The following is an 18,134-nucleotide window of genomic DNA, read 5'->3' as shown; positions in this document are numbered from 1 at the left end:
AGATTGGCCGCCATACCCACCGTCAATGAATAAGACGGAAGGATGCGCGAATGGATCGCCTGACCGAAATGGAAGCCTTCGCCACAGTCGTGGATCAGGGCGGCTTTACCGACGCGGCCCGCAAGATGGGCATCTCGAAATCTGCGGTCTCCAAGCATGTCTCGTCGCTGGAGGCGCGGCTGGGCGCACGACTGCTCAACCGCACCACGCGGCGGGTCAGCCCGACCGAGATCGGCCTTGCGTATTATGACCGCGCCCTGCGGGTTCTGAATGACGCAGGTGAGGCGGATGCGCTTGTGTCCTCGATGCAGAGCGATCCTTCGGGCCTTCTGCGGATCAGTGTCGCCACGGATTTTGGGGTCAATCATCTCAGCCCCGTACTCGGCACGTTCCTTGATGAGTTTCCCGACATCACCGTCAATATGGTGCTCAACAATCGCTACGTGGAGCTGATTTCCGAAGGCTTCGACATGGCCATCCGCATCGGCGAGCTGGAGGATAGCACCCTGCGCGCCCGCAAGCTGACCGACACGACCAAACGCATGATCGCCGCGCCGGGCTATATCGCCAAATACGGACGCCCGACCAAGATCGACGACCTGAACGAGCACAAGCTGCTGCATTATTCCAGCCAGGCCGGCGGCTCCGTGTGGAAGCTGACCGCCCCCTCGGGCGAAAAGCGCCAGGTGCGCACCGCCGGGGGCCTGTCGGTCAATGACGGGCAATCGCTGCTCAATGCCGCGATTTCCGGCCTCGGCATCGCTTACCTGCCCAGTTTTCTCTACGCCAAGGCGATGGAGCAGGGTTTGGTCGAGGATGTGATCCCCGACCTGCCGGTCGAGACGCAAGGCATCTATGCCGTCTATCCGCCGGGCCGGTTCACGCAGCCCAAGGTGCGCGCCTTCATCGATTTCCTGGTCCATGCCTTTGCCGACAAAGGCCCGACCGAGTGGTAATTTTCTGATTGCCTGACTTCCTGCACAGCCGATCCCGGCCGCCTGCCCCGGACGCCATCCCGCGTTCGGGGCTTTTTCGTCTGCCTGATTGCACATCTCCTGTGCGCTTCGCCGCTTGTCTTGGGCGGTATGCGCCGCAAATAAGAGGCAACCCAAATGATTCCGAGGATCGATTTCATGACCAAACCCGTTCTGCTGACTATGTCAGGCTCGCTGCGCAAGGGCTCGTATAACCGCATGCTGATTGCCGAGGCGGTGCGCGCCTTTGGTGAGGCCGAGGTCATCGAGGGCGATCTGAACCTGCCGCTTTATGATGGCGATCTGGAGGAGCGCGGCATGCCTGCTTCGGTGCAGACCCTCATGGATCAAGCGCGGCGCGCCGATGCGCTGATCATCGGATCGCCCGAGTACAACAAGGGGATCACCGCGCCGCTCAAGAACGCGATCGACTGGCTCAGCCGCGCCAAGCCGAATGTTCTGGCCAATCATACCGCCGTCATCCTTTCAGCCTCGGCAGGCCGAACCGGCGGCGAGACGGCGCATTTCAACACGCATCAGATCCTGACGCAGTTGCAGGTCAACGTGGTGCATGGGCCGCTGATACTGGTCGCGGCCGCGCATAACGAATTCGGCGAGGACGGCGCGCTGAACAACGATTTTCTCAAGGGGCAAATCGCCGACCGGATGGAGCGTCTGCGCGCGCTTTTGACCGCTAGCTGAACCTGTTCGCGCCGAACGCCTCCAGATCGGAATTGCCGCGCCCGCCGATCATGTCAGCCACCCAGCGGCCCGTTTTGGGCCCACCCGTCAGGCCGATATGCTGGTGCCCGAAGGCGGCGTAGATGCCGCTGGCGCCCATTTGTCCGATCATCGGCAGGCTGTCAGGAGTGGAGGGGCGATATCCCATCCACTCCTCGACCTCGTCATATTCCAGATCCGGAAACATCTTGGCGACGTTGCGCCGGAGCAGCTCGATCGGCCCGCGCGAGATCCTGGGCGATGTGCCGCCCAGTTCGACCATCCCGGCACAGCGCAGGCCCTGCGCCATCGGGTTCACAGCAAATTTGCCTGCCGTCATCATCAGCGGCATACGCGGCATCTGGCTGGGGTTCTTGAACTCGAGATGAAAACCGCGCTCCGCCACCAGCGGTACCTTTACGCCCAGCTTGCGCGCCAGCGGTTTGGACCAGATGCCAGCGGCCAGAACGGCGGCGTCGCAGGGCAGGGTGCCTTGGTCGGTGATGACTTCGGTGATGCGCCCGTCCGCCAAGGTCACATCGCGCATCGCGGCATGGCGATATGTACCGCCTTCGCCCTGAAACACTTGCGCCAGATCGGTCATATAGGCGCCGGGATTGGTTATATGTCCGTGACCCCGCAGCCGGACAAGGCACTGGGTCGCGGGGCCCAGCATCGGCTCGATCTCGCGCACGGCATCGCCTTCGATCACTTCGGGCGTGTAGCCGGCGATGCGGCGCAGCTCCCAGCCGTAGCTATCCGCTTCGAACGCCGCACGATTGGCGTAGGCCCAGCCGAAATCGCTGGAGGCGATCCAGCGCTCGGCGATGGTGCCGCGCGCCAAAGCGCGGTGCTGATCGACCGAATCGTGCAGAAGGTGCGACAGCGCAGCCGAGATCTGCCGTGTTTTGGCATCCGAGGAATTGCGCAGAAATTGCCGCAGCCATGGGGCTAGGCGCGGCAATTCGCGCCATTCCAGCGACAGAGGCGCATCGCGCGAGGTGAGGTATTTCAGTCCGGTCCAGGCGATCCCCGGACCGCTGACAGGCACGACTGCCCACTCCGCCAAGAGGCCCGCATTTCCATAGGACGCGCCAGCGCCGGGCCCATCCTTGTCGATCAGTGTTACCTCATGGCCCGCGCGCCGCAGCCAGATGGCCGACGATAGCCCGCATATGCCTGCGCCAACGACAATGATCTTTTGCGCGCGCATGGCGGCCACTCCGGTTGTGTTCGCCGCCAGCTAAGCCAGTTTGCGCTGCCGCGGCAAGAGAGACATCGCAAACGAAAAACCCCGCCTCGGCAGGGCCGGGACGGGGCTTGGTATCTACCGCTTGCGCGGGAGCTGCTGCTCGGCTTAGCCCTGACGGGCCTTGAAGCGGCGCTGGGTCTTGTTGATCACGTAGACGCGGCCTTTGCGGCGCACGACACGGCAATCCCGGTGCCGGTTCTTGAGCGAGCGGAGCGAGTTGCGAACTTTCATCGTTCTCTTCCTCTTCTGTCGCGGCGCGGGCCAGCGCCTGGGGTTGCGGGCGGCCCCGGTTGGGACCAATGAATTCATGGTGGGCGATACAAGGTTCGAACTTGTGACCCCTTCGATGTCAACGAAGTGCTCTACCACTGAGCTAATCGCCCATGAATACCGGCACTTGAGCCACGTTCCAAATAGATTGGACGAACAACTCGCGCGTCAGTTCGCCGGTCTATAAAAGGAGTCGCACCAAGGATCAAGGGGCTTTTGATCACAGGAAAATTCGGTCTATCATGTACTGTCCCGCGCTGGAGCCGCAATGTTCAAAGCCGCCTATCACCTCAGATCGCCCAAGCGCCGGGAAACCAGCGTCGTTTTCGCATCGCCCCACAGCGCTTGTGACTATCCTGCGGCGTTTCTGGCGCGCACATTGCCCGATGCTTTGGCGATGCGCAGCTCGGAAGATGCGTTCGTCGATCGACTGTTTGCCACGGCGCCCGACCATGGCGCACCGCTGCTCCTGGCCGGTGCGCCGCGCGCTTTCGTCGACCTCAATCGCAGCGCGGACGAGCTGGACCCGGCCTTGATCGAGGGTGCGCGCCACCACGGACATAACCCCCGCATTGCGTCGGGCCTTGGGGTGATCCCGCGTGTCGTGGCGGGAGGTCGCGTCATCTATGATGGCAAGCTGTCCATGCAAGAGGCGCGCAAGCGGATCGATCATTACTGGCGGCCCTATCACGCCGCGCTCACAGCCCAGATGGACGCTGCGCACAAGGCGTTTGGCAATGCGGTACTGATTGACTGCCATTCCATGCCGCATGAGGCGCTGGACGGCACGGTGCGCAGTGGCTCGCGGCGCCCCGACGTGGTGCTGGGCGACCGCTTCGGCGCGTCTGCCAGCCGCGAGGTTACCGAGCGGATCGAGGCGGCCTTTACCGATGCCGGGCTGAGCGTCGCGCGCAATACACCCTTTGCGGGCGCCTATATCACCCAGACTTACGGGCGCCCCCCGCGCGGGCGCCACGCGGTCCAGATCGAAATCGATCGCGCCCTTTACATGGATGAGCGCAGCGTGACGCCGAATGCGAATTTCGAGGCGTTCGCGGCCGTGATGGCAGACGTGATCGCGCGGTTGGCCGATATCGGCCGGCCAGTCCAAATGCCTCTCGCTGCCGAATAGCCTCAGCGCAGGGCACGCCCCTTGACGATGGCCGCCTCGCCAAAGCGCGCCCTGATCTGATCGCGCGCCCGTTCGGCGCCGCTGCGCTGGGCCGCGCCGGGATCCAGTAGATCGCCCGAGAGATCTGCCGCGCTTTCATCCACCAGATCTGACAGCCCGACGCCGATCAAACGGAACGGCGCCTCGCCCGTGGCCCCGTCCATCAAGCCGCGCGCGGTGCGATAGATCGTGTCGGCCATCTGGCTGGCATCGCGCAGCGATTGGCGCCGGGTCAGGCTGGTATGGTTGGCGCGCTTCAGCTTGAGCGTGACGACTCGGCCCGCCAGCTGCCGCGCCTTCGCCCGGCCCGACACCTTCTCGGCCAGGCGCCAGATATGCCCGTCGAGGATATCGAGATTCCCTGTATCCTCATGGAACGTCGTCTCGTTCGAAATGGATTTCACCGGCGCGCGCGCATCGACGCGGCGGTGGTCCTGGCCCCGCGCCAGATGCCATAGCCGGTCGCCCATCGCGCCGAAGCGCGCGTGCAGGTCCGTCCGCTCCCAGCGCAGCAGGTCCGAGAAGGTGCGGATGCCCGCCGCCTCCAATGATGCTTGCGCGGCCTGCCCCACGCCCCAAATGAGGCGCACCGGCCTGTCTTGCAGGAACGCCCCCGTCTCAGCGGCGCCGATCACTGAAAATCCGCGCGGTTTGTCGAGGTCCGAGGCGATCTTGGCCAGGAACTTGTTATGGCTCAGCCCGATGGAGCCGGTGACGCCCAGCTCGTCCCGCATCCGTCGCACCAGCCGGGCCAGCATCACGGCGGGCGGCGCGCCGTGGAGGCGCGCGGTGCCGCGCAGATCCATGAACGCCTCGTCCAGGGACAAAGGCTCGATGGCCGGGGTGAGATCCTCCATCATCGCACGGATCTGGCGCGACACGGCGGCATAGACTTCCATCCGCGGCTTGATGATCACCGCATCGGGGCAAAGTTTCAGCGCCTGGAACATCGGCATGGCCGAGCGCACGCCGCGGATGCGTGCCACGTAGCAGGCAGTGGACACGACGCCGCGACGGCCCCCGCCGATGATGACGGGCTTGCCCTCCAGCGAGGGATCGTCGCGCTTTTCGACGCTGGCGTAGAACGCATCGCAATCCATATGTGCGATGCCCAGATCGTAGAGCTCGGGATGCGAGATGACACGCGGACGCCCGCAGGCCGCGCAGCGGCGCTGGTCGGGTGGCGTTTCGGTCAGGCAATCACGGCAGAATGCGGGCATGGTCTTTTATACCAACCGAAAGAGGCGGCGTTAATCCCGCCCATTCTTCTTGCGACAAATATCCCCGCCGGAGGCAAAAAGTTCTTCTGGCGCCGCGTCTATGTCAGGGTAGGCTTCCAAGTATATCCGCCGCAGCGGCGGACGGATCGCTAGCCGCCCATATGGGGCGGCCCACGACGATGTGATCGGCGCCGCCCGCAATAGCCTCGGCGGGGGTCGCAACGCGTTTTTGATCGCCCAAAGCGCCACCGGTGGGGCGCACGCCCGGCGTGACGATCAGCTTGCCGGCGGCTTCGGGCAAGGCGCGGATCATCGCAGCTTCTTGCGGCGATGCTATCACGCCATCGGCTCCCGCCTCGAAGGCGCGGGCCGCACGGGTCGCCACAAGATCGGGAATGTCGCCTGCCTCGATCAGCCCGGCATCCAGATCCGCGCGGTCGAGTGAGGTGAGGATGGTGACCGCCAAGATGCGCGTCGCCTTGCCGGATGCGCCTTCGGCTGCGGCGCGCACGACATGCGGATCGCCATGAACCGTCAGCATGTCCAGATCGAACTGCACAAGTCCGCGCACTGCGGCCTCTACGGTCGCGCCGATATCGAAAAGCTTCATGTCCAGGAATATGCGTTTGCCGTGTTCGGCAACCAACTCGTTGGCCAGTGCCAGGCCACCGCCTGTCAGCATGCCAAGGCCGATCTTGTAGAACCCGACTTGGGGCCCGAGGCGCTGAGTCAACTCAAGCCCTGCCAGTGCGTTCGGCACGTCGAGCGCCACGATGAGGCGGTCGTCGAATGTCTGTGTCATGGGCGCGGCTCCCGGTTGGCTGATGCGCTCTTCATACGGCGCATCGCCCCGGCGTCAACCGCGCCCGCCGGGATTGGGTCAAGCGGCGGCGTTGCCCAAAAGGCGCGACAACAGGCTTTTCTGGCTGGCATCCGCGATTGCCGCCTTGAGCGGTGCCGCGTGATGAAGCCGCGTCCTGCCTTCGGTGCCCTTATGCGCCTTGCGGGCCGCCTGCGCCAAACCGCGCACGATCAGGCCGTATTCGGCATGTAGCGGCGCGGTGACCGAGGCGGGATAGGAAAATGTCTGTCCTTGATCGTGGATCTTGACCAGTGTTTCGAACGCTCCGATTTCGGGATTGTAGCGCACGTTATCGAACTGAATTTTCTCGATCTTCATTGGACTGCTCCTTCGCTGAAGCCAGCCTTGGGCTGGGAAAGGCCTTGTGGATAACTCGCCTCTCGCAAAGTTAACTAAGGTGGCGCTGTTACGGTTTCATCACAGCTGACGAAAAGTTTACCGTGCCGCGGTTTTGGGGCTTGCCCGCTCTTGAACCGGATCGGCCTGTTGCCCAAATACAACTCAAGGATCCCGCCGGAGCATGCCTAACGCTGGGTGCGCCATAGGGAATTCGCTTAGCAAGGAGACAAGTCATGGACTTGAACAAATTCACCGAACGGTCGCGCGGTTTCATTCAGGCGGCCCAGACAATTGCGATGCGCGAAAGCCATCAGCGCCTCGCGCCCGAGCATTTGCTGAAGGCGCTCATGGACGATGGTGAGGGGCTTGCGGCCAATCTCATCCGGCGCGCGGGGGGCGATCCGGCGCGTGTGGCACAGGCCAACGATATTGCCATCGCCAAGATCCCGGTCGTTCAGGGCGATGCGGGTCAGACCTACATGGACCAGCAGACCGGCAAGGTGCTGTCCGAGGCCGAGAAGCTGGCCAGCAAGGCAAAGGACAGCTTTGTCCCGGTCGAGCGTCTGTTGCAGGCTTTGGCGCTGACCAAGTCCCCGGCCAAGGAGGCGCTGGAGGCCGGCAACGTTTCGGCTCAGACGCTGAACGAGGCCATCAACGATATCCGCAAGGGGCGCACCGCCGATACGGCCAGCGCCGAGGATACCTATGAAGCGCTGGAGAAATACGCGCGCGATCTGACCGCTGCCGCCGAGGAAGGCAAGATCGACCCCATCATCGGCCGTGACGATGAGATCCGCCGCGCGATGCAGGTCCTCAGCCGCCGGACCAAGAACAACCCCGTTCTGATCGGCGAGCCGGGCGTGGGTAAAACCGCGATTGCCGAGGGTCTCGCGCTGCGCATCGTCAATGGCGACGTGCCCGAGAGCTTGGCGAACAAGCGGCTTCTGAGTCTCGACATGGGCGCTCTGATCGCCGGGGCGAAATATCGCGGCGAGTTTGAGGAGCGTCTGAAATCGGTGCTGAACGAGGTGACGGATGCCGCGGGCGAGATCATTCTCTTCATCGACGAGATGCACACGCTGATCGGCGCGGGCAAGGGCGATGGCGCGATGGATGCCGCCAACCTTATCAAGCCGGCGCTGGCGCGGGGCGAGCTGCACTGCATTGGGGCCACCACGCTCGACGAGTATCGCAAGCATGTGGAGAAGGACGCGGCGCTGGCGCGCCGGTTCCAGCCGCTTGTCATCAGCGAGCCGACGGTTGAGGACACGATCAGCATCCTGCGCGGGATCAAGGAGAAGTACGAGCTGCACCATGGTGTGCGCATCAGTGACTCGGCGCTTGTGACTGCCGCGACTCTGTCGAACCGCTACATCACCGACCGCTTTTTGCCCGACAAGGCGATCGACCTGATGGACGAGGCCGCCAGCCGTCTGCGGATGGAAGTGGACTCCAAGCCCGAGGAGCTGGACGCGCTGGACCGTGACATCCTGCAAAAGCAGATCGAGGCCGAGGCCCTGCGCAAGGAGGATGACGCAGCCTCCAAGGACCGCCTGTCTAAGATCGAAAAGGATCTGGCCGAATTGCAGGAACGCTCTGCCGAGATGACCGCGAAATGGCAGGCCGAGCGAGACAAGCTGGCCGGTGCGCGCGACATCAAGGAAAAGCTGGACCGTGCCCGGATCGATCTGGACCACGCAAAGCGTGCGGGCGATCTGGCGAAGGCCGGTGAGCTTAGCTACGGCGTGATCCCGCAGCTCGAAAAGGATCTGGCCGAGGCCGAGAAATCTGAAGAGGACGGCGTCATGGTCGAGGAGGCCGTGCGCCCCGAACAGATCGCGCAGGTGGTCGAGCGCTGGACGGGCATCCCCGTTGCCAAGATGCTGGAAGGCGAGCGCGAGAAGCTCTTGGGCATGGAGGCCGGACTGCACAAGCGCGTCATCGGTCAGGATGCCGCGGTCAAGGCCGTCGCGAACGCGGTGCGCCGCGCGCGTGCCGGGCTCAATGACGAGAATCGCCCCCTGGGCAGTTTCCTCTTCCTCGGGCCGACCGGCGTGGGCAAGACCGAGCTGACCAAGGCCGTGGCCGAGTTCCTCTTTGACGACGACAACGCGATGGTGCGCATCGACATGTCCGAGTTCATGGAGAAGCATTCGGTCGCCCGTCTGATCGGTGCGCCTCCGGGCTATGTCGGCTATGACGAGGGCGGCGTCCTGACCGAGGCCGTGCGCCGGCGCCCTTACCAGGTGGTGCTGTTCGACGAAGTCGAAAAGGCGCATCCGGACGTGTTCAACGTGCTCTTGCAGGTGCTCGATGACGGTGTTCTGACCGATGGTCAGGGCCACCGCGTCGATTTCAAGCAGACGCTGATCATCCTGACGTCGAACCTTGGCAGCCAAGCGCTTAGTCAGATGCCCGAGGGAGCGGATGCCGCCGATGCCAAGCGCGGTGTGATGGACGCGGTGCGCGCGCATTTCCGGCCCGAGTTCCTGAACCGTCTGGACGAGACTGTCATCTTTGACCGGCTGAGCCGTGACAACATGACCGGCATCGTCGAGGTGCAACTCGCGCGCCTCAAAAAGCGTCTGGCAGGCCGCAAGATCACCCTCGATCTGGATGAGGCAGCCAAGAAATGGCTGGCCGACGAGGGCTATGACCCGGTCTTCGGGGCGCGTCCGCTCAAGCGTGTGCTCCAGCGGGCGGTTCAGGATCCGCTGGCGGAGATGTTGCTGGCCGGTGATGTGCTGGATGGCGCGACTGTCAATGTGACCGCAGGCGACGCGGGGCTGATCATTGGGGACCGCGTCGGCACCACCAAGCGGCAACCGCCCGAGGATGCCGTCGTGCATTGATCGGCGTCGACACACAGAAAGGCCGCGCATGGATCCATGCGCGGCCTTATTTTTGCGCTGCGCGGTCTTATCAGGAAAATGCGGCCATCGCCTGCGATTTGGCGCGGCGTTTGATAAGGTCGGTGCCGGGTTTGAAACTGTTTGCCTGGGCGGCCGACCACCAATCGGAATAAAGCGTATCCTCGGGCGCATCGAGCAGGATGCCTTCGGGCAGGAACGAGTGGATCACGTCCATCGGCAGCGCCGTCTCGGGGCCGACGCGGTGCATCATGTGATGCGGCTGCAGTTCGCTGGGATGTTTGAGACCCGCGGCAGCGACCATATCGACCAGCGCCTCGACCGTTTTCTGGTGAAAGCGTGCCGAGCGTGGGCCCTGAACCTCGGGAATGAGACCACGTTGGCGGGCCGCGTTCTGGGTGGCGACGCCGGTGGGGCAGGTATCCATATGGCAGCGCTGCGACTGGATGCAGCCCACCGAGAGCATGAAGGCGCGCGCTGCGTTGCACCAGTCGGCCCCCAGCGCCATGTTGCGCGCCAGCCCCATGCCGGAATAGATCTTGCCGCCCGCCACCAGCTTGATGTCGTTCTTTAGCCCGCATCCGACCAGCGCGTTGCGCATCAGGATCAGCCCTTCGGTCAGCGGTGTTCCGACCCAGTCGGACAGCTCCAGCGGCGCCGCTCCGGTGCCGCCCTCGCCGCCGTCAACGACGATGAACTCGGGCTTGATCCCCGTTTCGAGGATGCCTTTCATTAGGGCAAAGACCTCATAAGGCTGGCCAATGCACATCTTGATGCCCACAGGCTTGCCGCCTGACAGATCGCGCGTGCGGGCAACGAATTCCATCATTTCGATAGGCGTCGAGAAAGCCTTGTGCCCCCGTGGCGAGATGCAATCCTGCCCCTCGGGAATGCCGCGCACGCGGGCGATCTCGGCCGTCACCTTGCCGCCCGGAAGCATGCCACCATGGCCGGGCTTGGCGCCCTGGCTCAGCTTGATCTCGGTCATCTTGATTTGGTCGCTCGATGCGGTGTCGCGGAACATTTCGGGGTCGAAATCACCGTCCTTGGTACGCGCGCCAAAATAGCCCGACCCGATTTCCCATACCAGATCGCCGCCATGCTGCGTGTGATGGTCGCTGACGCCGCCCTCGCCGGTGTCGTGATAATATCCGCCCTTTGCCGCGCCAATATTCAGCGCCCGGATGGCATTGGCCGAGAGCGAGCCGAAGCTCATTGCCGACACGTTGAGGACGGAAGCAGAATAGGGCTTTGACGTCTGGTCGTGTCCAACGGTGACGCGCGGGGCCTGATCGGGTTGATCCTCGGGCGCGATGGAATGCATGAGCCAGTGGTAGTCATGCGCGCCGGTTTCGCGCTCGGTCCCGAAGGGATGCGTGTCGTTTTCGCCGCGAGCACGGGCGTGGATCAGGTTGCGCGCGTCAAAGGAATAGGGCGTGCCGCTGAGGTCATCCTCGACGATGTAGGCGCGCAAGTAGGGGCGCAGCTTGTAGAAAACCCAGCGCATCCGCCCGGCAACGGGAAAGTTGCGGGTGATGGTCCAGGCCTTCTGGTTGTGATCGTAAATCCCCAGCGCGACGATAGGCAGTGTCAAAATCAGGAGCCAAAGCCATGCAACATTGATGAATGCCAACGCGACAGCGAGACCTGAAAGCGCCAGCGCCGTGACGGGCACTATGGCGCGTTTGAGTGTATCCAGCATCTTTGTCTCCGAATTCTGGCGTTACCGATTGTCAGTTAGCGCAACGCGCCGCCAAGTCCCACCGCCACGACGCATCGAAAGGCGGAGGCCCGACGGATGTGGCTGATCGGTTTCGGATCAAGAAACAATAACCATGAAAGGATAGATATGTTGCCTGTTTCGATCGCGCCGGGTTAGTGTGACGATCAACGCGGCGGGGTGGTCCGAGGCAGGCCATCAGGCCCATGTCGCGCATAATGACATACAACGCAAAGTTGGACCCATGGCAGACCAAGACGAGAGCGACAGCCCAGATGACGCCCCCGAAACGCCCCGGTGGCTGGACGATCTGAGGCCGGGCGCCGAGGGTGAGGGCTTTTTCGAGAAGAACCTGCGCCATTCGCTGATGTTCATCAAGCGGCCCAGTGATCGCCTGCTGGTAACCTTCGACAACCTCTCAAACGTCAATGACGACAGCGTCCTGCGCGAGCCGTGGGCGTATAAATACGCCTCCGACAGCGGGTATTCGCATCTGGGCGTGATGGCGCATGTCAGCGATTGGTATCGTGACGCGGATCTGATCAAGCGGTTCGAGGGGCTGGTGGCCCAAGGGTTCTTCGAGGGGTACGAGCGCGTCGTGTTCGCGGGCGTGTCGATGGGCGGCTATGCCTCGCTGGTGTTTTCGTCTCTGGTGCCGGGCGCGCATGTGATCGCGATCAACCCGCAAAGCACGCTTGACCCCGATCTGGTCCCTTGGGAGACGCGGTACGAGAACGGGCGCCGTCAGGACTGGACATTGCCGCTGGGCGATGGCGCCGCGCTGACCCATGGGGCCGGGCGCGTCAATATCTTCTACGATCCGCATTTCGAGCTGGACCAGCACCATGTCGACCGGTTTCACGGTGATAATGTGCACATCTTCAAGTGCTGGTTTTCGAACCACAAAACGGCGGTTTTCCTGCGCAAGATCGGCGCGCTCAAGGCCGTCATGACCCATTGCATCATGGACGAGCTGACCGAGGCGGAATTCTACGATCTCTATCGTGCGCGGCGCAATCTGCCGTGGTATCGCGGCGCGCTCTCGAATTATTTCCGCGAGCGGGGCCGCGAGGCGCTAGCCGACCGTTTCGACAAGGCGTTCCGCCGCCGCCTGCGCAAGCGCAAGAAACGCCTTGAGGAAGAGGCGACCGCGGCGCCCGCCGTGGAGGCGGAGGTCAAGGCCGCGCCCGAAGCGACCGCCGCGCCCGATGCGCCGTCGCCCGAGGTGACAGCCGCGATCGCCAAGCAGCCCAAGATCAAGGCCGCAAAGATGCCGGCAAGCGGTGTTATGCCGCGCATCGTCGCCCCTGCCAATCCGGGCCAGAAAGCGCCGGCCAAGCAGGCCGATCAGCGCCGCGTCATCGTCACCACGATGAAGAACGAAGGCCCCTTCATGCTGGAATGGGTGGCCTATAACCGCCTGATCGGTTTCACGGACTTCCTGATCTACACGAACGATTGCGATGACGGCACCGATCTGATCGCCGCGCGTCTGGACGCGCTTGGGCTGGCGCAGCATCGCCAAAACCCTTTCAAGCCCGGCGGCAGTCCGCAGCGCAGCGCATTGCGCGCCGCCAAGGATGAGGATCTGGTCAAGAACGCCGATTGGCTGATCTGCGCGGATTGCGACGAGTTTCTGAATGTGCGTGTCGGCAAGGGGCGGCTGGATGATCTCTTCGCTGCGGTGGGCGAGGCTGATGCCATTTCGGCCTGCTGGAAGCTGATGGGGAATTCGGGCCGCGTCGATTACAGCGAGGATTTCGTGATCGAGCAGTTCGACCGCGGCTGCGCCGAGCTGGAATTTCCCAATTACCGCGCGCTGGGCATGAAGACCTTGGTGCGCAACAATGAGCGCTTCGACAAGCTGCGCATTCACCGCCCGGCCTTTCACCTCGACCGGGGCGATGTCGCCTGGGTCGATGGCGGCGGCAAGCCGATGCCGGACCTTTATCTGGCGCAAGGCTGGAAGGCGTATGACGGCTTTGCCCATGACTATGTGCGCCTGCATCATTATGCCGTCCGCTCGGTCGACAGTTTCCTGGTCAAGCGGGACCGGGGCCGCACCAACCATGTCGGCGACGATCAGGGCGTCACCTACTGGTCCAACATGAATTACAATACCGAGCGCGATACCTCGATCCACGCGCGCCTGCCTGGTCTGCGCAGGGAGATGGCCTCGCTCTTGAAGGATCCCGAACTGGCGCGCCTGCACAAGGCGGCGACCGAGTGGCACCGCGGGCGCATCGAAGAACTGAAACTGCGGGATGGCTGGGATGCCTTCCGCGCGCAGATCCGGGCGATCAACGCCGCGCCGGAGATGGCCGAGGGCTGAGCGCATGACCAGCGATACGCCCTACGTAGTGGTGCATGGGGGCGTTCACAAAACGGCCACCAGCCACATCCAGTCCATTCTACAACGCAATGCGGGACGGATGCGCAAGAGCGGCGTGCATTACGTCCATCATCGCGACACACGCAAAGAATATACGTTTCCGACGCAGCTGAATGGCTACGAAAAGCTGGGCCTCGATTACAAGACCAAGATGCCCGACGATCTGCTGGCGCAAAAGGCGCGGGACTTCTTTGACGGCATCGGCGCTGGGCCGGGTGCGCGCATTGTGCTGTCGGACGAGAACATGCCGGGCCATAGCGGGCATTGCGTGCGGTCGGGGCAGCTTTACAACCGGCGCGACGTGCTGATCCCGATTTTTGCACAGCACATCCCCTACCCGGTGACAGAGGTGCATCTGGCGATCCGCAACTACGCCGATTTCTTTGCTTCGACCTTCATCGAATTCCTGCGTTCGGCCAAGGGCGAGAATGTGATCCCCGAGGCACAGATGAAACGCGCGGTGCTGTCGAACCTGCCCAGTTGGAGCGGATTTATCGACGTGATCGAGCAGTGTTTCCCGCAGGCGCATCTGACGATCTGGCGGCACGAGGATTTCCGCGATCTGTCGAATGTGGTCATCGGCAACCTTTGCGGTCCGGATATCGACGTGGACGCACTGGTCTCGCCCAAGCGCAAGCGGGGCAGGCCGTCGGCCAGCCACCGCGCGGTGCAGGAGCTGTTGATGGAAATCGAGCGCAGCGGCGGCGAGGCGGCCCTTGCGCGGCGGGTCGAGATTCAGGACGCTTACCCGCGTGGGCCGGACTACCCCGGATACGATCCGTGGAGCGCATCCGAGCGCGCGCACCTGACCCGACTATATGACCGCGACACCGCCGAGATCGGCGCGCGGGGCCGGGTCACGCTGCTTTCGGTCTAGCCACCTTGCGCGGAGTTTCCGCCGCTTGCGCTGTCACGCCGCGTTGCAGGATGCGCCGGGCTAGGGGATCCGGCTCGAGCGTGAGGTCCTGATATTCCGAGCGGTCGTAATGCCAGCTCTGTGAGATCATGCGGCAATGGAAAAAACCGAAATCCTGTTGAAGCTGATCGGGCAGGCCCTTGATGCCATGTGTGCGCCAGCTTTTGCCCAGTTGCGGCCCGTTCGGGATGAGGCACCATTTGGGATACATCGGCGCGTCTTCCTCCGCGCTGCGCAATAGATGTGCGGCATGGGTCAGTGGCGCACCCGGCTGCGGATAGCGCCACGTGCCCGGCAGGGTGAGGAAGCCGGCCTCACTGTCGGCGGCGGCCTGAAAGACGGTCTCGCCCGCCGGGCCGTAGGCCATTTCGTCGATGTCCATGTTCAGCACGCCCGCGGCCTGGGCCAGGAACCGTAGGCGCGCAATTTCAAAGAGCCCGAATTGCAGAAATCGCGCGCTTGTCAGCTCGCGTCCGTCGCCAGCGGGGCCGTATCGGAACGGGGCGGGAACCACGTCGAATGTGGTAAGGCCCGGCACATTCGAGAGAACCTGCTCCAGCGCGTCCGTGCCGTATCGGTCCGATGCGTTGTCAAAAAGGATGATCGCCTCGACACCCTGCGTCTCGACATGGTGCCGCGCCCAGTCGCGGACCCAGGCGAGGTCATTGTTGCGGCTGAGTGTAAATAGCGTCTTCAGCCCTTGGTAGCGCCCGATCTGCGACGGGCTGACAGCCATATCTAGCGAAAGGTCAGGATGCCGGATGGACAGTTGCGTCGGCGCGGCCACGTTCGACGTGATCTCGAGGATCGAGGCACGTTGGGACTGGCTGATTTCGCGCATCTGCGCAGGCTGCCCGTCGACCAGGAATTCGGCCTGCTTCACGAAGATGCGAAACCTGCGCTTGAGTGGCGGGCCGACCGCATAGACGGTACCGGGTTCGGCGCCCTCGAACGCGTCGTAAAACAGCGTTTCACTATCGAATGCCGCCTGCGCCTCGGCCGACCAATCGCGGAAACCGCCGGGCACATCGCGCCGCAAAACACGGGATGGCATCACGCAAAACGAGAGTGGTGTCATTGTCTACTGCTCCTGCCTGACCCGTCTAAGAGCGGGCGTTGAGGCGATATTAACCGTAATCAAGGCAAACTGCGCACGAGATTGTGGTGGAAATGCGGCAAGGGGCTTTGGTCCCTGCGACATTGCGCAGCATGATTGCGCGGATTCGACCTCTGGGGTAACGTCATGCGCAGCAAAGACCCGAAATCGGGCGCGCGCGAGGCTTCAGGCAAAAGGGCAGATCCCAAAGATGAGCAAACTACACCATATCGCCATGCTGTGGGTCGAAGGCCCCCTGAGCTATGTCGAGCAACTCTGTGTTCAGTCCTTTCTGGACGCAGGCCACGACGTGACGCTCTATCATTATGGCCCGGTCGAAAATGTGCCCGAGGGCGCCAAGATCGTGCATGGCGATGCAATCCTCAAGCGGGACGAATTCATCGCCCATGGCCGCACCGGCAGCCTGGCGCTTTTCTCGGACGTCTTTCGCTATCACATGCTGACCCAGAGCGAGCGCACGATCTGGGCCGACACGGACGCCTATTGCATGAAGCCGTTCCAGACCGAGACGGGCCATTACTATGGGTGGGAGAGCGAAAGCCATATCAATGGCGGCGTTCTGGGTCTGCCGCAGGACAGTCCGGCGCTGGCGGGCCTTCTGGAGATGAGCCATGATGAATATGGCATCCCCGAATGGTATAGTGATGGTGCCAAGGCCAAGCTGCAGGCGCAAAAGGATGCCGGTAGTCCGGTGCATTGCAGCGACCTGCCTTGGGGCGTCTGGGGGCCGCAAGCCGTGACGCATTACGTCCACAAGACCGGTGAGGACAAATACGCATTTCCGCGCGAAGTGCTCTACCCCATTCCCTTCGACAAGCGGCGCCGCATGGTCAAGGCCGCCCGCGCTGACAGTGCCGAGAGCTATCTGACCGACAAGACGACGTCGATTCATCTATACGGTCGCCGCATCCGTGAATTTCTGGCGTCACGCCCCGGCGGATTGCCGGACGAGGGCGGCCTGATCGACCAGCTGCTGAAGAAACACGGGATCGACCCCGAGGCCGCGCCGGTCATATCCAAAAAAGCAAACGCCGAAGCGGCGGAATAAGGGAGGCAGCAATGCTGGACGAAGGCACTGCCAAGAAGAAGACCCCTATCAACCTGACGGACCTCGCCGACCGGTTTGGCTCGGACAAGGGCTCGACCAAGCACCGGTATACGGAGCTCTATCATCTGCTCTTTCATCCCTACCGGGGCCGCAAGATCAACTTCCTCGAGATGGGCCTGCTGATAGGCGGTCCCGAGCAAGGCAATGATGCGGATCGCGAGACGACGGACCTGCCGTCGATCCGGATGTGGCTGGAGTATTTTCCCAAGGCGCATATCCACGGGCTCGACGTGTCGGATTTTTCATGGTTCGATCATGATCGTTTCACCTTTCACCGTTGCGACATGGATGACCGCGCGGCGATCGCCAAAAGTGTTGCGGCAATGGACGCGCCCGATATCGTCATCGACGATGCCAGCCATGCCAGCCACCACCAGCAGAATGCCTTTCTTGAGATTTTCCCCAAGCTGCCGTCGGGCGGTCTATATGTGATCGAGGATCTGCGCTGGCAGCCCGACACATATGAAGTGCCCGGAATCACCAAGACGGCCGCGTTGCTACGCTCTTACATAGATACGCGCGAGTTTCAGCACTCCGATCCCGCCGTCGCCGCGGAGTTCAACGCCCTTATCCCCGAGATTTCGGCCTGTATCGTGCACCCTGTGAAGTATCAGAAGAAGCGCCGCGATCAGGTGGCGGTCATACACAAGCGCTGAGATGGCGAGAATCAGGATTAGGGAGGGCGGGGCCAGGAATGGCCTCGCCCTTTTGCGTGCCTTTATCGCCCGATTCCCGGGCAAAGACGGATGAGACGCCCTATTGGGCAAAGGCGCCCGTCCGCCTAGAAGCCGATTCACTCGGCTCACCCAGGGGAACGTGGGTCAGATCCTTTCGTGCGAACGCATACTGCAGCAACAAATGGCACCTAAGCTTATAAGTTCACGTGAAAAATCGGTTTTTCAGCCAAAAGTCATCCTTTGCCGAAAAAAGGGGTTGCGGGTATCCGGAACTAACCGTAGAACCCCCTTCACCGGCGGCGCTGATGCGGCGCTGGGGCACGGGACGGGAAGTTGGAGCGGTGCTCTGGCGGTCTTGCCCGGGAAAAATTCGGGATTGATGACGCGGGCTGCGCCGTTTGTATAGGGCGCTGTTTGTTGATTTTGTTCTGGGGCTTTTGGGTCCGACGTTTTTTGACATTGATGATATCTGAAGAGATATGTGGGCGGTTTGGTTCATTCGATGAACGATGACTGCACATATATC

The 18,134-nt window shown here is 62.6% G+C and carries 15 protein-coding genes and 1 tRNA gene; 8 read left to right on the top strand and 8 right to left on the bottom strand.

All coding sequences use genetic code 11. The features are described from left to right. The first annotated feature begins 50 nt into the window (after positions 1-50). Positions 51-956 (top strand): LysR family transcriptional regulator, encoded by a 906-nt coding sequence (locus BW975_RS00080; RefSeq protein ID WP_076529909.1) that lies wholly within the window; start codon positions 51-53, stop codon positions 954-956. Between the two features lie 177 nt (positions 957-1,133). Next, positions 1,134-1,676, top strand: a complete 543-nt coding sequence (locus tag BW975_RS00075; RefSeq protein WP_076533201.1) for an NADPH-dependent FMN reductase — start codon at positions 1,134-1,136, stop codon at positions 1,674-1,676. Here BW975_RS00075 and BW975_RS00070 read toward each other — a convergent pair. The 3 genes from BW975_RS00070 to BW975_RS00060 all read right to left on the bottom strand — a co-directional run bounded on the left by BW975_RS00070 (position 1,669) and on the right by BW975_RS00060 (position 3,329). Continuing rightward, positions 1,669-2,907, bottom strand: a complete 1,239-nt coding sequence (locus tag BW975_RS00070) for an NAD(P)/FAD-dependent oxidoreductase (RefSeq protein ID WP_076529907.1) — start codon at positions 2,905-2,907, stop codon at positions 1,669-1,671. The genes BW975_RS00075 and BW975_RS00070 overlap by 8 nt on opposite strands. A gap of 144 nt (positions 2,908-3,051) precedes the next feature. Then, on the bottom strand, positions 3,052-3,177 hold the full coding sequence (gene ykgO, locus BW975_RS00065; protein WP_005850168.1) for a type B 50S ribosomal protein L36: 126 nt from the start codon (positions 3,175-3,177) through the stop codon (positions 3,052-3,054). 77 nt (positions 3,178-3,254) lie between these two features. Next, positions 3,255-3,329, bottom strand: a tRNA-Val gene (locus BW975_RS00060). A 155-nt stretch (positions 3,330-3,484) separates the two neighbouring features. On the opposite strand from BW975_RS00060, the gene BW975_RS00055 reads away from it, so the two are divergent. Next, positions 3,485-4,348 (top strand): N-formylglutamate amidohydrolase, encoded by an 864-nt coding sequence (locus BW975_RS00055; RefSeq protein WP_076529905.1) that lies wholly within the window; start codon positions 3,485-3,487, stop codon positions 4,346-4,348. Positions 4,349-4,350: 2 nt separating this feature from the next. On the opposite strand, the gene BW975_RS00050 is transcribed toward BW975_RS00055, so the two are convergent. From BW975_RS00050 to BW975_RS00040, 3 genes are all read right to left on the bottom strand, one after another. After that, positions 4,351-5,607, bottom strand: a complete 1,257-nt coding sequence (locus BW975_RS00050) for a DNA polymerase IV (RefSeq protein WP_076529903.1) — start codon at positions 5,605-5,607, stop codon at positions 4,351-4,353. Positions 5,608-5,710: 103 nt separating this feature from the next. Beyond that, positions 5,711-6,409, bottom strand: coding sequence for an orotidine-5'-phosphate decarboxylase (pyrF, locus tag BW975_RS00045; RefSeq protein WP_076529901.1), 699 nt, complete (start codon positions 6,407-6,409; stop codon positions 5,711-5,713). Positions 6,410-6,487: 78 nt separating this feature from the next. Then, positions 6,488-6,787 carry a hypothetical protein gene (locus BW975_RS00040; protein WP_076529899.1) on the bottom strand — a complete coding sequence of 100 codons (300 nt, stop codon included), beginning with the start codon at positions 6,785-6,787 and terminating at the stop codon, positions 6,488-6,490. A 254-nt stretch (positions 6,788-7,041) separates the two neighbouring features. On the opposite strand from BW975_RS00040, the gene clpB reads away from it, so the two are divergent. Beyond that, positions 7,042-9,660: an ATP-dependent chaperone ClpB gene (gene clpB / locus BW975_RS00035; protein WP_076529898.1), complete on the top strand. Its 2,619-nt coding sequence runs from the start codon at positions 7,042-7,044 to the stop codon at positions 9,658-9,660. Between the two features lie 70 nt (positions 9,661-9,730). Here clpB and BW975_RS00030 read toward each other — a convergent pair whose 3' ends face one another. After that, on the bottom strand, positions 9,731-11,380 hold the full coding sequence (locus BW975_RS00030) for an FMN-binding glutamate synthase family protein (RefSeq protein WP_076529896.1): 1,650 nt from the start codon (positions 11,378-11,380) through the stop codon (positions 9,731-9,733). A gap of 262 nt (positions 11,381-11,642) precedes the next feature. Here BW975_RS00030 and BW975_RS00025 point away from each other — a divergent pair, with 262 nt between their 5' ends. Both BW975_RS00025 and BW975_RS00020 read left to right on the top strand, forming a co-directional pair. Then, positions 11,643-13,730, top strand: coding sequence for a glycosyltransferase family 2 protein (locus BW975_RS00025; RefSeq protein ID WP_076529894.1), 2,088 nt, complete (start codon positions 11,643-11,645; stop codon positions 13,728-13,730). Positions 13,731-13,734: 4 nt separating this feature from the next. Beyond that, positions 13,735-14,667: a hypothetical protein gene (locus BW975_RS00020; RefSeq protein ID WP_076529892.1), complete on the top strand. Its 933-nt coding sequence runs from the start codon at positions 13,735-13,737 to the stop codon at positions 14,665-14,667. On the opposite strand, the gene BW975_RS00015 is transcribed toward BW975_RS00020, so the two are convergent. Beyond that, positions 14,648-15,784 carry a hypothetical protein gene (locus tag BW975_RS00015; RefSeq protein ID WP_092746216.1) on the bottom strand — a complete coding sequence of 379 codons (1,137 nt, stop codon included), beginning with the start codon at positions 15,782-15,784 and terminating at the stop codon, positions 14,648-14,650. The genes BW975_RS00020 and BW975_RS00015 overlap by 20 nt on opposite strands. A gap of 229 nt (positions 15,785-16,013) precedes the next feature. Here BW975_RS00015 and BW975_RS00010 point away from each other — a divergent pair, with 229 nt between their 5' ends. Together BW975_RS00010 and BW975_RS00005 are read left to right on the top strand one after the other, a co-directional pair. Next, positions 16,014-16,871: a hypothetical protein gene (locus BW975_RS00010; protein ID WP_076529888.1), complete on the top strand. Its 858-nt coding sequence runs from the start codon at positions 16,014-16,016 to the stop codon at positions 16,869-16,871. A gap of 11 nt (positions 16,872-16,882) precedes the next feature. Then, complete coding sequence (locus tag BW975_RS00005; RefSeq protein WP_076529885.1) at positions 16,883-17,587, top strand: hypothetical protein; 705 nt, start codon at positions 16,883-16,885, stop codon at positions 17,585-17,587. Positions 17,588-18,134 lie beyond the last annotated feature (547 nt).

It is taken from the genome of Roseovarius nanhaiticus (assembly GCF_900156535.1).
GTDB lineage: Bacteria > Pseudomonadota > Alphaproteobacteria > Rhodobacterales > Rhodobacteraceae > Roseovarius > Roseovarius nanhaiticus.
The sequence above is the reverse complement of the archived record's forward strand: the minus strand, read 5'-3'. Positions and strand labels throughout refer to the sequence as shown.